The organism is Kitasatospora sp. NPDC015121 (assembly GCF_055562955.1).
The window spans coordinates 178,196-191,834 of sequence record NZ_JBVHEH010000011.1; the positions used below are offsets into that span (position 1 = coordinate 178,196).

General features: G+C 75.1%; 13 protein-coding genes. 9 read left to right on the plus strand and 4 right to left on the minus strand.

Annotated features, from left to right (window positions below):
* Nucleotides 1-1,176, minus strand: coding sequence for an ABC transporter substrate-binding protein (locus ACZ3J7_RS18180; RefSeq protein ID WP_465621895.1), 1,176 nt, complete (start codon nucleotides 1,174-1,176; stop codon nucleotides 1-3).
* Nucleotides 1,177-1,466: 290 nt separating this feature from the next.
* Here ACZ3J7_RS18180 and ACZ3J7_RS18185 point away from each other — a divergent pair, with 290 nt between their 5' ends.
* Together ACZ3J7_RS18185 and ACZ3J7_RS18190 are read left to right on the plus strand one after the other, a co-directional pair.
* Entirely contained in the window at nucleotides 1,467-2,234 is a 768-nt protein-coding gene (locus ACZ3J7_RS18185; protein WP_465621898.1) for a GntR family transcriptional regulator, read from the plus strand.
* 42 nt (nucleotides 2,235-2,276) lie between these two features.
* Nucleotides 2,277-2,681, plus strand: a complete 405-nt coding sequence (locus ACZ3J7_RS18190) for a Rid family hydrolase (protein ID WP_465621901.1) — start codon at nucleotides 2,277-2,279, stop codon at nucleotides 2,679-2,681.
* Here ACZ3J7_RS18190 and ACZ3J7_RS18195 read toward each other — a convergent pair whose 3' ends face one another.
* Both ACZ3J7_RS18195 and ACZ3J7_RS18200 read right to left on the minus strand, forming a co-directional pair.
* Nucleotides 2,682-4,277: a TauD/TfdA family dioxygenase gene (locus ACZ3J7_RS18195; protein WP_465621903.1), complete on the minus strand. Its 1,596-nt coding sequence runs from the start codon at nucleotides 4,275-4,277 to the stop codon at nucleotides 2,682-2,684.
* A gap of 181 nt (nucleotides 4,278-4,458) precedes the next feature.
* A complete protein-coding gene (locus ACZ3J7_RS18200; RefSeq protein ID WP_465621905.1) occupies nucleotides 4,459-5,547 on the minus strand; it encodes an aminotransferase class V-fold PLP-dependent enzyme in 1,089 nt (362 codons plus the stop codon).
* A 117-nt stretch (nucleotides 5,548-5,664) separates the two neighbouring features.
* On the opposite strand from ACZ3J7_RS18200, the gene ACZ3J7_RS18205 reads away from it, so the two are divergent.
* From ACZ3J7_RS18205 to glnII, 4 genes are all read left to right on the plus strand, one after another.
* Nucleotides 5,665-6,750 carry an amidohydrolase family protein gene (locus ACZ3J7_RS18205; RefSeq protein ID WP_465621907.1) on the plus strand — a complete coding sequence of 362 codons (1,086 nt, stop codon included), beginning with the start codon at nucleotides 5,665-5,667 and terminating at the stop codon, nucleotides 6,748-6,750.
* A 115-nt stretch (nucleotides 6,751-6,865) separates the two neighbouring features.
* Nucleotides 6,866-7,540: a uracil-DNA glycosylase gene (locus ACZ3J7_RS18210; protein ID WP_465621909.1), complete on the plus strand. Its 675-nt coding sequence runs from the start codon at nucleotides 6,866-6,868 to the stop codon at nucleotides 7,538-7,540.
* A 244-nt stretch (nucleotides 7,541-7,784) separates the two neighbouring features.
* A complete protein-coding gene (locus tag ACZ3J7_RS18215) occupies nucleotides 7,785-8,732 on the plus strand; it encodes an SCO1860 family LAETG-anchored protein (protein ID WP_465621911.1) in 948 nt (315 codons plus the stop codon).
* A 242-nt stretch (nucleotides 8,733-8,974) separates the two neighbouring features.
* Nucleotides 8,975-9,997 carry a glutamine synthetase GlnII gene (gene glnII, locus ACZ3J7_RS18220; RefSeq protein ID WP_465621913.1) on the plus strand — a complete coding sequence of 341 codons (1,023 nt, stop codon included), beginning with the start codon at nucleotides 8,975-8,977 and terminating at the stop codon, nucleotides 9,995-9,997.
* 154 nt (nucleotides 9,998-10,151) lie between these two features.
* Here the strand turns inward: glnII and ACZ3J7_RS18225 are convergent, their stop codons facing one another.
* Complete coding sequence (locus tag ACZ3J7_RS18225) at nucleotides 10,152-10,913, minus strand: GNAT family N-acetyltransferase (RefSeq protein WP_465621915.1); 762 nt, start codon at nucleotides 10,911-10,913, stop codon at nucleotides 10,152-10,154.
* A 227-nt stretch (nucleotides 10,914-11,140) separates the two neighbouring features.
* Here ACZ3J7_RS18225 and ACZ3J7_RS18230 point away from each other — a divergent pair, with 227 nt between their 5' ends.
* Genes ACZ3J7_RS18230 through ACZ3J7_RS18240 form a run of 3 tightly spaced genes read left to right on the plus strand, consistent with a single transcriptional unit; the run spans nucleotide 11,141 to nucleotide 13,607 of the window.
* Nucleotides 11,141-12,301: a M48 family metalloprotease gene (locus ACZ3J7_RS18230; RefSeq protein WP_465621917.1), complete on the plus strand. Its 1,161-nt coding sequence runs from the start codon at nucleotides 11,141-11,143 to the stop codon at nucleotides 12,299-12,301.
* The gene (locus ACZ3J7_RS18235; protein ID WP_465621919.1) at nucleotides 12,298-12,834 is read left to right on the plus strand and encodes a hypothetical protein; all 537 of its coding nucleotides are present in this window, start codon (nucleotides 12,298-12,300) and stop codon (nucleotides 12,832-12,834) included. The genes ACZ3J7_RS18230 and ACZ3J7_RS18235 overlap by 4 nt, the downstream gene beginning before the upstream one ends.
* Nucleotides 12,831-13,607 (plus strand): MOSC N-terminal beta barrel domain-containing protein, encoded by a 777-nt coding sequence (locus ACZ3J7_RS18240; RefSeq protein ID WP_465621921.1) that lies wholly within the window; start codon nucleotides 12,831-12,833, stop codon nucleotides 13,605-13,607. The genes ACZ3J7_RS18235 and ACZ3J7_RS18240 overlap by 4 nt, the downstream gene beginning before the upstream one ends.
* Nucleotides 13,608-13,639 lie beyond the last annotated feature (32 nt).

A 13,639-nucleotide genomic window follows, 5' to 3' on the forward strand; every position in this document is an offset into this window, starting at 1 on the left:
TCAGCCCGCGATGGCCTTGGCCCAGTTGTCGGTGACGACCTTCTTGGCCGCGTCGACCTGCTCCGAGCTGGGGAAGGTGGTGAAGGGCTTCTCGACGGTCGGCAGCTTGGCCGCGGCGGCGGTGTCCAGGGTGCCGTCCGCCTTCATCGCGTCGAACAGCGCCGGGGTGGCGTAGCCGCCCAGGAAGCCGTTCTGGCCCTCGACCGAGTACAGGTACTCCATCCACAGGCGGGCGGCCGCCGGGTGCGGGGCGTCCTTGTTGATCGCCTGGTTGTAGTACTGGGCGTAGGAGCCGTCGGAGGGCACGGCCACCTTCCAGTCGACGCCCTTGTCCTTGAACTCGTCGGTGTAGCCCGCGTTCAGGTACGACCAGTCGATCGAGATCGGGGTCTCGCCCTTCTCGACGGTCGCCGGGGTCGACTCGACCGGGTTGAAGTTGCCGGACTGCTTCAGCTTGGCGAAGAAGTCGATGCCGGGCTGGACGTTGTCCAGCGAACCGCCGTTGGCCAGCGCGGCCGCGTACACGCCGCCGAACGCCGAACCCGACTTGGTCGGGTTGCCGTTCAGCGCGACCTGGCCCTTGTACTCGGGCTTCAGCAGGTCGGCGAAGGTCTTCGGGCAGGTGGCGACCCGCTTGGCGTCGCAGCCGATCGAGATGTAGCCGCCGTAGTCGTTGACCCGCAGGCCGGCCGGGTCCTTCATGGTGGCGGGGATCTTGTCGAAGCCGGCCACCTTGTACGGGGCGAGCAGGCCCTCCTTGGCGGCGGACAGCGCGAACGCCGAACCCAGGTCGAGGGTGTCGGGGGCGCGGTCCTGGCCCTTGCGGGACTTGACCGCGTTGATCTCGTCCTGGCTGGAGCCGTCCGGGTTCTCGTCCTCGATCTCGATGCCGTACTTCGCCTTGAAGTCGTCCATCAACTTGCCGTAGTTGGCCCAGTCCCGCGGGAGGGTGATGACGTGCAGCTTGCCCTCCTTCTTCGCGGCGGCCACCAGGCCGTCCATGCCGCCGAAGTCGGCCAGCGAGGTCGCGGTCCTCGCGTTCACCGTGCCGCCGCCGGCCTTGGCGGCGTCACCGGACTTGGCGGTCGAGCCGGCGGAGCCGCAGGCGGAGAGGGAGAGCGCGGCAGCGGTCAGCACGGCCGCGAGGGCGGCGGCGCGGTGGCGGTGCACGGTCACGGGGAGGTCTCCTGGAAGAGGGGGAGCTGCAGAGGTCGCAGAGGGTTCGCGGAACGCGGCGAGGCCGGCCGTCCGGCCAAGTTGGCCAGCCAACTTCCGTCGCCGGAAGCAAGTACGCCCGAAGCCGGTGACGGGAAGGTGAACGGACGGCCCAGGGCGGGGGGCGGCTGCGGGAACGGTCGCGCCCGGCTCCGGGAGCCCCCCGGGCAAGGGCTACAGTCAGTGGTGTACGCGCGGTCACGCGCAGGACACGGCCCAATCTCCTTACCAGCCAAGGGAACTCGACGAACGTGGCACTCGACCAGGACCGCGCCGCCGGCTCGCTCTACCGCAAGGTGGCCGCCGACCTGCGGGAAGCCATCACCTCGGGCTCCTTCGGCGACACCGGCCGGCTGCCGGCCGAGGGCGCCCTCGCCGAGCAGTACGGCGTCTCCCGCGGCACCGTCCGGCAGGCCCTCGCCCTGCTGCGCGCCGACGGACTCGTCACCTCCCGCCGCGGCACCCGCCGGGTCGTCCTCGGCAGCGCCCGGGTCCAGTCCTTCTCCGAACTGCTCTCCTTCACCCACTGGGCCCGCTCGATGGGCGAGGAGCCCGGCGGCCGGCTCGAATCCCTGGTCCGCCGCCCCGCCGACGCCGCCGAACGCGAACAGCTCCGCCTCGAACCCGGCACCGAGGTCTACGTCACCCTCCGGCTGCGCACCCTCTCCGGCACCCCCGTCATGGTCGAACGCACCGTCTACCCGCCCCGGGTCGGCGAGTTGGTCGCCCAGCTGCCGCCCGACGTGGTCTCCCACACCGAACCCCTGCGCGAGCACGGCATCCTGTTCACCGACGCCGACCACACCATCGACGTGGTCGCCGCCAACGCCGACGACGCCCGCCTGCTCTCCTGCCGCCGGGGCAGCCCGCTGCTCCGCGAGAAGCGCCGCACCACCGACCCGACCGGCACCCCCGTCGAGTGGTCCCAGGACCGCTACCTGCCCGGCACCGTCGCCTTCTCCATCCACAACTCGCTGGCGTCCTCCGCCCTCTCCCGGCACGCCCGGGACGACGACTGAAAACCCGGTGCCGTCGCGCCCGTCCGCGGTGACAATCGCCGGATGGGAGACATCACGCGCATCGACCCGGCCGGACTGCACCCCACCGCCGGGTACGCGCACATCACGGTGGCGGAGGCCGGGCGGACCGCGCACCTGGCCGGGCAGTGCCCGCTGGACGCGGACGGGGCGCTGGTCGGCGCCGGGGACCGGGACGCGCAGGCCGACCAGGTGGCGGCCAACGCCATGACGGCGCTGGCCGCGCTCGGGGTCGGGCCGGAGCGGGTGGTGCGCTCGGTGGTCTACGTGGTGAGCGACCGCCCCGAGGTGCTCGGCGGGGTCTGGCGGCGGCTGAACGCCTCACCGCTGGCCCCCGCCCTCACCACCGCGTCCACCCTGCTCGGCGTCGCCGCGCTCGGCTACACCGGGCAGCTGGTCGAGGTCGACCTGACGGTGGCGCTGGACTAGTCAGGGCCGCATCGACTCCAGCAGCAGCGGCCGGAGTTCGGCGAAGGCCGGGTCCTGCGCGGCCGGGTCCTTGGCGGCCTCGTCCCAGCGGCGGACGGTGACCGCGTCGGCGGCGAACGGGTGCGCGGCGAAGGCGGCGGCCTCGTCCGGGGTCATCGGGCCGCCCTGCAGGGCCAGGGTGCGGGCGGAGGCCGGGGAGAGGCGCGCCAGGTAGCCGGGCTCGGTGGCGCACAGGTAGCGCTTGGCGTCGACGTGCAGGCGCACCGGCTCGGTGACGGCGGGCGGGAAGAACGGGGCCAGCCGGGCGGCGGCGGCGGCGCCGTGCCGGTTGTCGGTGCCCGCCATCAACTCCCGTCCGCTGCCCCGGAAGTGGCCGATGTCGTGGAGCAGGGCGGCGGCCACCAGGGCGGGCGGGGCGCCGGCCGCACGGGCCAGCGCGGCGGCCTGCAGCATGTGCGCGGCCAGGGTGACGGCCTCGCCCAGGTACTCGCCGGCGCCCTCGCCCGCGAACAGCTCCTCCAGCTCGTCCAGCACGGCGGTGTCGCGGCGCAGCACGGCGAGGGTGGAGGCGAGCGAGTCGAGGTCGGCGTAGCAGCCCTGCAGGTGGCGGTGGCCGCCGGTGCCGTCGCCGGGCTCGAAGGCGGTGCGGGCGTGCAGCAGGCGGGTGTTGTCGAGGACCAGGCAGTCGCCGGGGGCGAGCCGGAGGTCCAGCCGCAGCTCGGGGCGCAGGGTGATCGCGGCGAACCGGCGGTAGGCGGCGTAGAAGGCGTCGAGTTCCGCGCCGACGCGGGCGCGCAGCGCGGCGGTGTCGGTGGAGCGGTTGTTGAACCGCACCTCGCGGACCGCGCCGTACGGGTCGAGCCCGATCAGCGGCAGCTCGGCGGACAGTTCGGCACCCCGGTCGCGGTAGCGGAACGGCACCGGCGTGCGGGCCAGCAGCGCGAACGCGGCCGGGTCCTCGTCGCGCAGCAGCGCCGCCGCCCGGAAGCCGTCCACCAGGCCGGAGTCGCCGCCCGCGCGGTCGTTGCGCAGGCAGTGCAGCAGCTGCACGGTGGGCACCGGGTCGCGGTACGGGTTGTCGGTGTGCGGGTCGATGGCGACGCCGGTGAACGCCAGGTTCGCCGGGTCCGGCTCGACCCGGACGTCGAACAGCTCGCCGTAGTTGGTCTCCCGGACGTACCCGAAGCTCCGCGCCACCGCCAGCACCCGCCCCTCCTCGACCGGGACGCCGCGCAGCAGCGCGAACCCGGAGCGGCGCACGGCCGCCAGCACCGCGATCCGCTCCTCCGGGTCGGCCAGGTACGCCGCCCAGTCGGCCTCGGGCAGGCCGCGGGCGAAGTCCCGCCCCTCCCACAGCCGCTTGGCGTGCTCGGTGCGCCCGTCCGGCCCGGTGGGCGCGTCCCACCCGGCCGGGTAGTGCGAGCGGTGGCCGTCGGACCACAGCACCGCCAGCCCGGCGGCGTCCTCGACCGCCTCGACGGCGGTCAGCCCGTCCGGCAGGTCGCCGATCCGGAACCGCTTCTGCCCGCCGCGCGGATCGCGGCAGTCGGCGCAGGGGCAGTTGTCACGCAGCCAGTACGGGTGGGACACGGACATCGGGCAGCCTCCGGTGGCACGGACTTGTACAGACAACTTCGCGGAGCTGTCCAGCCAAGCCCGCCCGGACGTCCACCGCCCGCCCGCCCGGTGAACGGGAGGCCACCGGCGGTCGAACCCTGCCACCCGGAGGGCCCGCCCCGCCCGCCCCGCCCGCGCCGGCGGCCCCCGGAGCTCCCGGTCAGGAGCCGATCGTCCGCTCCCAGGCCTCGGCGGCCGCCTCGACCGCCGGGGCGGCCTGGGTGGCGGTGGCCTGGGCGAGGAGTTCCAGGGCGGCGATGACGGTCTCCGGGGTGGCGGCCGGGCCGTAGTGGTTGAGGCGGAGCATGGTGGCGGCGAGCGGGCCGCCACCGGCCTGGACGGGCAACTGGGGGGCGCGGCGGCGGAGTTCGGCGGCCAGGTCGGCGGCGTCGATGTCCGCGAGGGTGCGCAGGGTGGTGGCCACCGGGGCGGCGTCCTCGGCGCGCAGGACGTACGGGGCGAGGGTGGGCAGGGCGAGGGCGCCCGCGCGGGTGGCGGCGGCCGCGGCGCGGTGGCGGGCGATCACCGCGTCGAGGGTCTCGGCGTCGATCGCGGCCAGGCACTCCTCAAGGGCGAGCATCTCCACCTGGGCGGGGGCGTGCGGGAGCTGGGTGCGGCCGGCGTCCGTCCAGCGCTCCTTCCAGTCGAGCAGCGAGAGGTAGGAGCGGCGCGGCGCGGCCGGGTTCGCGGCGATCCGCTGCCAGGCGCGTCCGCTCACCGACACCGCCGAGACGCCCGCCGGGCCGCCCATCGCCTTCTGGCCGCCGATCACGCACAGGTCGACGCCCCACGCGTCGGTGAGCAGCGGTTCGGCGGCCACCGAGGCCACCGCGTCCAGCATCAGCAGCGCGCCGTGCTGCCGCACCACCTCGGCGATCTCGGCGACCGGGTTGGTGTTGCCGGTCGCCGCCTCGGCGTGCACCAGCGAGACGAAGTCGATCTCCGGGTGCGAGTTCAGCGCCGCCGCGACCTGCTCGGCGCTCACCGCCGTGTCGTACGGCACCGCCAGGTCGACGACCTTCGCGCCGGCGTCGCGCAGCCAGCCGCCGAAGGTCTGCCCGTACGGGCCGGTGACGACGTTCAGCGCGGTCGAGCCCGGGTGCGCCGCGCCCTTGATCGCCGCCTCCAGGGGCAGCAGCGCCTCGCCCTGGGTGACGATCACGTCGTTGCGGGTGCGCAGCAGTGCCGCCACCCGGTCCTCGATCGCGGCGAACCGGTCGGCGGTCATCGGGGGAAGGTCGAGCAGCATGCGCGAGGAGCCTTTCGGTGCGGTGGGCCGGCGGGCCGGCGGGCGTGGGGTCGCCGTCGAACAGTCTGCCGCAGATCGTCCGGCGGCCCGCGGACGACGCCGAGTACAGTGCCTGCCATGACAGACCGCGCGGTGCTGCACATCAAGGGGCGGGTGCTGGTCGGACCCGACGACGTCCGGGACGAACTCTGGGCCGTGGACGGGCGGGTGACCTTCGAACGGCCCGCCGCCGAACCGGCCGCCACCCTCACCGGCTGGGCGCTGCCCGGCCTGGTCGACGCCCACTGCCACGTCGGTCTGGACGCGCACGGCGCCGTCGACCGCGACACCAGCGAGAAGCAGGCCCGCACCGACCGGGACGCCGGCACCCTGCTGATCCGCGACGCCGGCTCCGCCGCCGACACCCGCTGGATCGACGACCGCGACGACCTCCCGAAGATCATCCGGGCCGGGCGGCACATCGCCCGCACCCGCCGCTACATCCGCAACTACGCCCACGAGATCGAACCCGGCGACCTCGCCGCGTACGTCGCCGCCGAGGCCCGGCGCGGCGACGGCTGGGTCAAGCTGGTCGGCGACTGGATCGACCGCGGCGTCGGCGACCTCGCCGCCTGCTGGCCCGGCGACGCCCTCGCCGAGGCCGTCGCCGCCGCCCACGCCGAAGGCGCCCGGGTCACCGCGCACTGCTTCGCCACCGAGTCGCTGCCCGACCTGCTGGCCGCCGGCATCGACTGCGTCGAACACGCCACCGGCCTCACCGAGGACCTGATCCCCGCGTTCGCCGAACGCGGCGTCGCGATCGTCCCCACCCTGGTCAACATCGCCACCTTCCCCGACCTCGCGGCCGGCGGCGAGGCCAAGTTCCCCGCCTGGGCCGCCCACCTGCGCCGCCTGCACGCCCGCCGCTACGACACCGTCGGCGCCGCGCACGACGCCGGCGTCCCGATCTACCTCGGCACCGACGCCGGCGGCTCGCTCGCCCACGGCCTGGTCGCCGAGGAGGCCCTCGAACTCACCAGGGCCGGACTCACCCCCGTCGAGGCCCTCGCCGCCACCACCTGGTCCGCCCGCGAGTGGCTCGGCCGCCCCGGCCTCACCGAAGGCGCCCCCGCCGACCTCGTCCTCTACGAGGCCGACCCGCGCACCGACCTGCGCGTCCTCGCCGCGCCCGCGCACGTCGTCCTCAACGGCCGGGTGCGCTGAGCGGGGTCCGGCCCCGGGCGGACCGGTGGCGGACGAGGAGCCGCGCCAGGGGCGGGTCCGGGGGGTGAGGGGGCTCGCGAACTGCGGTTGTCAGTGCGGCCGATAGGCTTCCGTCATGGCTGCACGACCCTTGCACGAAGTAGTGGAACCCGGCTGGGCCGAGGCCCTCGCGCCGGTCGCCGGGCAGGTCGCCGCGATGGGCGACTTCCTGCGCGCCGAGATCGCGGCGGGCCGCACCTACCTGCCGCCAGGACCGCAGGTGCTGCGGGCCTTCCAGCAGCCGTTCGCGGACGTCCGGGTGCTGATCGTCGGCCAGGACCCGTACCCGACGCCGGGGCACGCCGTCGGGCTCAGCTTCTCCGTCGCGCCCGGGGTCCGGCCGCCCGCCAGCCTGGTCAACATCTACCAGGAGTACGGGCAGGACCTCGGGTTCCCGCCCCCGACCAGCGGCGACCTCACCCCGTGGACCGAGCAGGGCGTCCTGCTGCTCAACCGCGCCCTCACCACCGAGGCCCGCAAGCCCAACGCCCACCGGGGCAAGGGCTGGGAGGCGGTCACCGAGCAGGCGATCAAGGCGCTCGCGGCGCGCGGCGGCCCGCTCGTCGCGATCCTCTGGGGGCGCGACGCCCGCGAACTGCGGCCCTGGCTCGGCCAGGTGCCCAGCATCGAGTCCCCGCACCCCAGCCCCTACTCGGCCGACCGCGGCTTCTTCGGCTCCCGCCCGTTCAGCAAGGCCAACGACCTGCTGACCCGGCAGGGCGGGCAGCCGGTCGACTGGCGCCTGCCCTAGCGGGCGGAGGCGTCCGGTTCGTTCCGGTGGTGACCGGAACAGGGGCGGAAACGGTCAGTCCGGAGCGTCAACCTCACCCGAAGGAGTGAAATGACGCTCTGTGTTGCTGGAGTGACGCACTGTTCGAAGAGACTGGCGGCAGTCGAGAGCGCGAGTCCCCCTCCCCGTGCCCCGTGCGGTCCGCCGGGCGCCGGGTGAGGCCGTGGGTGCGCTCTGCCAGTCACCACGCGTGGGGGTTCCTGTCATGTCTGTTCTGCGTTCGGTCGCCGCTTCGGCCCTCGCCGCCGCCGCGCTCGCGGTCGCGCTGCCGCTGCCCGCGCACGCCGCCGACGCCGTCGCCGGCACACCCGCCAAACCGGGCCGGGCGAGCGCGGTGACGGCCGAACTCGCCCTGGACGTCACCCTGTTGAACACGGTGCGGGTGCCGGTCGGGGTGGCGCTGAACCGGGTCGAGTCGCCCGCCCGGCGGGACGGCGCGGTGCTGACCGCCACGGTCGACGGGGTGGACGGCGGCCGGCCGGTGACGCTGGTGAAGGCGGAGGTCGGCCGGTCGGTCACCAGGGCGGACGACCGGCTGGCCACCGCGTCCGTCAAGCTGGTCGACGCGGACGTGCACGTGCCGGGCCTGCCGCTGACCACCCTGCTCGGCCTGGAGGCGATGAGCGCCGAGGCGAACTGCCCGGTGGACGGGCCGCCGACCGCGGACGTCGTCGCGCCCGCCAGGCTGACCGTGCTCGGCAGGTCGGTCACGGTCGGCCTCGACTCGCCGACCCACGTGGAGGTTCCGGCGATCGGCACGGTCGACGTCGAGTTCTCCAAGAAGACCGTGACCTCCGGCACGGCGGCGGCCTCCGCCCTGGAGGTGAAGGTCGCGCTGAACCCGCTGAACCTGAACGTGGCGAAGGTGGACGGCACGGTGCGGGTCGCCTCGGTCTCCTGCGAGAAGCCGGTGGCGGCCGTCGTCCCGGCCGCGGCGGTCTCCTCGCCCGCGGCCGCCGCGCCGAGCACGCCCGCCGCCCCGTCCTCCGCGCCGAACCGGGCGGTGCCGACGGCGGACGGCGAGGAGCTGGCTTCCACCGGCTCCTCCGGCACGACGGTGCTGGCGGCCGGCGGCGGGACGCTGCTGCTGGCCGGCGGCGCGGCGGTGTGGATGACGCGGCGGCGCCGGGCGGCGCACGCGCGGCACCGCTGACGGCCCGCCCCCGGGGGCGGGCGCGGGGCCCGCGGGGCGCCCGCGGGCCCGCCCGGGAGGCGCCCGTCCCGCCCCTCCCGTCTCAGGGGAGTGTTCGCATCGCGAGACGTGCACTCTCCGAGGGTGAGCGTGCCGCTGCGGACCGTTGGTTCACATGGGCGTTACATAGGAGGAACAACCGGGAAACGGCGACTTGCGACGCTACGCGGGCACCCACCACCCGAGCAGTGAGGATCACCGCGATGGCGATCAAGGCCGAGTACATCTGGATCGACGGCACCAAGCCGACCGCGAAGCTCCGCTCCAAGACTCGGGTGCTGCCGAACGCCGACAAGATCCCCACCTGGGGCTTCGACGGCTCGTCGACCAACCAGGCCGAGGGCCACGCCTCGGACCGCGTGCTGGAGCCGGTGAAGGTCGTCAAGGACCCGATCCGCGGCGGCGACAACATCCTGGTGCTGTGCGAGGTCTTCGAGACCAACGGTGAGGCGCACGTCACCAACACCCGCGCCCCGCTGCGCGAGGTCGCCGAGCGCTACTCCGCGCAGGAGTCGATCTTCGGCATCGAGCAGGAGTACACCTTCTTCAAGGGCTCCCGCCCGCTCGGCTTCCCCGAGGGCGGCTTCCCGGCCCCGCAGGGCGGCTACTACTGCGGCGTCGGCGCCGAGGAGGTCTTCGGCCGCGAGATCGTCGAGCTGCACCTCGACCGCTGCATCGACGCCGGCCTGGCGATCTGCGGCATCAACGCCGAGGTCATGCCCGGCCAGTGGGAGTTCCAGATCGGCCCCGTCGACGCGCTGACCGTCTCGGACGACCTGTGGATCGCCCGCTACCTGCTCTACCGCACCGCCGAGGAGTTCGGCATCGACGCCACCCTGGACGCCAAGCCGGCCCGGGGCGACTGGAACGGCGCGGGCGCGCACACCAACTTCTCCACCAAGGCGATGCGCGAGGGCTACGAGGCCATCATCACCGCCTGCGAGTCGCTCGGCGCCTCGCAGGAGAAGGTCCTGGAGCACGTCAACCAGTACGGTGACGACATCCAGTCCCGCCTGACCGGCAAGCACGAGACCGCCCCGTGGAACGTCTACTCCTACGGCGTGTCCGACCGCGGTGCCTCGGTCCGCATCCCGTGGCAGGTCGAGGTGGACCAGAAGGGCTACATCGAGGACCGCCGCCCGAACGCGAACGTCGACCCGTACGTGGTCACCCGCCTGCTGATCAACACCTGCTGCGAGGCCCTGGAGAAGGCCGGCCAGGTCTGATCCGCCCCCCCGTACGGCACGGCAGCGCCCGCAGGTCCCCGCGAGGGGTCCCGGCGGGCGCTGCCGCGTTCCCGGCCCGCGTTTCCGCTTTCCTACGGCCGTGTGTCGTACGCCTCACCGCCGGGCGCCGTGCGACGGCGGCGTGACGGGAACCTCACTGCCGGACGAAGCCGTGGGTGCGGCCGACCGCGACGAAACCGCGCCGGGCGTACCAGTGCCGGGGCCAGTCCTCGGCGTCGGCGACCAGGAAGCGCAGCCCGGCGGGGGAGCGGTCGGCGGCCAGCCGCAGCGCGCTCGACAGGACGGCGTCGGCCAGGCCGCGGCGCTGGTGCTCCTCGGCGGTGGCCAGGTCCTCGATCTGGGCGGTGCCCGCGGCGTCCTGGTACAGGTCCGCCCAGGAACCCCACGCGCCGTCGCCGTCCCGGGCGGCCAGCGTCAGCACCAGCTCGGCGCCCGCGGCCCGCGCCGTGCGCCGGTTCACCAACTGGGCGATCGAGTCGTCCGACGCCCACGGCAGCCAGCAGCGCCACTGCCGCTCCAGCGCCGGGGCCAGCTCGGCCAGCCCGACCGGCCCGGCCCCGCCGCCGGGCGGCACCGGCCCCCGGTGGACCATCACCACCTCGCTCTCGTGCCGGTACCCGGCCGCCGCCAGCCCCGGCGCCAGCGCCAGCCCGGACGCGTCGTCGAACACCGAGATCCGCCGGTGCTCCAGGTGCCCCAGCACCTCCTCGGCCAGCCCCGCCACGTCGACCCCGGACGGCGGGACGTCCAGCAGCAGCTGGTTGTGCTCGTGCGAGTAGCCGAACTCCTCGCTCAACACCCCGAACCCGCCCGGCAGTTCCACCACCTCGGCGGCCTGCGCCCGGGCGAAGGCGCGCCGGAACTCCAGGGCGGTCCGCAAGCTGTCCTCGATCATCCGGCCATCGTAGGCCGCGCCCCCGCCCGCTTCGAGCGGTTTGTCGCCCCGGACCACCCCGCCCGCTCCGACCCTCCCGCCCGGCCGCCGCGTTCGAACGGAGGGCGGCGGAACGGGGCTTCCGGGCCCGGGCGGACGACAACCCCGGCGACGGCTTCACGGTGGAGCCGAGAACGAGACCGGCAACCGCGACCGGACGGTCCGACCGCGGGTCCTAGGCTGGGCCCATGGCTGACACCGCGCCCCCCGGCGCCGACTTCACCCCCCAGGAGCGGGAGCGCGGCCGCGCGCTGCGCCGGGCCCGGCTGCCGTGGGCGCTGGGCGGGCAGGCGGCCTCGCTCGCGCTGAGCGCCGTCCTCGGGTTCACCGCCGCCGGGGCGGGCCTGGTGGGCACGGTCGGCGGCTGGTTCGGCGGCGGCTGGGCGGCGCAGGTGCTGGGCGGTGCGGCGGCGCTGGTGCTGCTCGGACGGGCCGTCACGCTGCCGTTCGCGGCCCGGGTCCGGACGGTCTCCGCCCGGTACGGCCTGGTCACTCAGGGCTGGGCCGGCTGGGCGGTCGACGTGCTACGCGGCACCGCCCTCGCGCTCGCCCTGTTCCTCCCGCTCGCGCTCGGCCTGTACGCGCTGATCGGCCGCTCGCCCGACCACTGGTGGATCTCCGCCGCGGCCGCCGCCGCGCTGCTGACCGTCGCGCTGTCCTTCCTGCACCCGCTGGTCTTCGAGCCGCTGTTCAACCGGTTCTCCCCGCTGCCCGACGGCGAACTGCGCACCGCCCTGCTCCAGTTGGCCCGCCGCGACGGCATCGCGGTGCGCGACGTGCTGGTCGCCGACGCCTCCCGCCGCACCACCGCGCTGAACGCGTACGTCTCCGGCTTCGGCCCGACCCGGCGGATCGTCGTCTACGACACCCTGCTCGCCACCGCCGAACCGCGCGAGATCGAACTCGTCGCCGCCCACGAACTCGGCCACGTCAAACACCGCGACGTCGCCACCGGCACCACCCTCGGCGCGCTCGGCGCCGCCCTCGTGGTGCCCGTCCTCGCCGCGCTGCTCGCCTGGCGGCCGCTGCTCGACGCGGCCGGCGCCGACACCGTCCAGGACCCGCGCGCACTGCCGCTGCTCGCCGCGCTCGCCGCCCTGCTCGGCGCGCTCAGCACCCCCGTGCAGTGCGCGGCCAGCCGCCGGATCGAGGCCCGCGCCGACCGGCACGCCCTCGAACTCACCGGCGACGCCGAACAGTTCATCGCCATGCAGCGCCGCCTCGCCACCGCCAACGTCGCCGACCCGTACCCGCCGCGCGCCGTCGAACTGCTCCTCGCCACCCACCCCAGCACCGGCCGCCGGATCGCCGCCGCCCGCGACTGGCTCACCGCCCGGAACGCCCGGTGACCCGCCCGCTGCTCCTCCTCGACGTCGACGGCCCGCTCGCCCCCTACGTCGGCAGCCCGTACCGCCGCCCCGAGGGCTACCTCACCCACCGCCTCCCCGTGCGCAGCTGGCAGGAACGCCAGCGCGCCTCGGGCATCCGCAACCCCAGGCCGCTGCGGGTCTGGCTGCACCCCGACCACGGGCCCGCGCTGCTCGCCCTGCCCTACGACCTCGTCTGGGCCACCACCTGGAAGGCCGAGGCGAACCACCACCTCGCCCCGCTCCTCGGCCTCCCCCCGCTCCCGTACGTCGACTGGCCGTCCATGCACCACGGCGACCCCGACGGCCTGCACTGGAAGACCCGGCACCTGGTCGCCTGGGCCGCCGGCCGCCCGTTCGCCTGGGTCGACGACGAGATCGAACCGCAGGACACCGCCTGGATCGCCGCCCGCCACCCGGCGCCCGCCCTCACCCTGACCGTCGACCACCGGTACGGCCTGCGGCCCGCCGACTTCGCCGCACTCACCGACTGGGCCGAGAGGAACCGGAGTTGATCGTCACCGCGCTGCACCGCCACCCCGTCAAGTCGCTGCTCGGCGAGACCGTCGACCGGGCCCGGATCGACGCCCGCGGCCTCGACGGCGACCGCCGCTACGCCCTGCACGACCTCACCGACGACCGGATCGCCAGCGCGAAGGAACCCCGCACCTGGCGCCGGCTGCTCACGCTCCGCGCGGCGAGCACCGACGGCGGGGTGCGGATCACCGGGCCGGACGGGGCCGCGCTCGACGACGCCGGGATCTCCGCGCTGCTCGGCCGGCCCGTCCGGCTGATCGACGAACGGCCGCCCGGCGCGACCCTGCGCCGCTCGGTGCCCGAACAGGTGCTCGCCGCCGGGATCGACGCCGAAGTCGACTACACCGTGCAGGAGTTCGGCTCGGCGGCGGAACCCGGCAGCTTCTTCGACTTCGCCCCGCTGCACCTCGTCACCACCGCGAGCCTGGCCGGCACCCCCGCCGTCCGCTACCGGCCCAGCCTGGTGATCGAGCACGACGGGCGGCCGTACGAGGAGAACGACTGGGTCGACCGCGAACTCGCCGTCGGCCCCACCCTCCGCCTGCGCGTCATCGCCCCCGCCCCCCGCTGCGCCGTCCCCGCCCTCGCGCACGGCCCGCTGCCCGCCGACCCGGAGGCCCTGCGCCGTGCCGCCAGGGAGAACCGGGTCAGCCCGCTGCCCGGGATGGCGCCGCTGCCGTGCGTCGGCGCGTACGCGCGGGTCGTGGTGCCGGGGGTGGTCGGGGTCGGGGACGCGGTCACGCTGCACTGAGCGGGTCACGCTGCACCGAGCGCCCGCAGCGC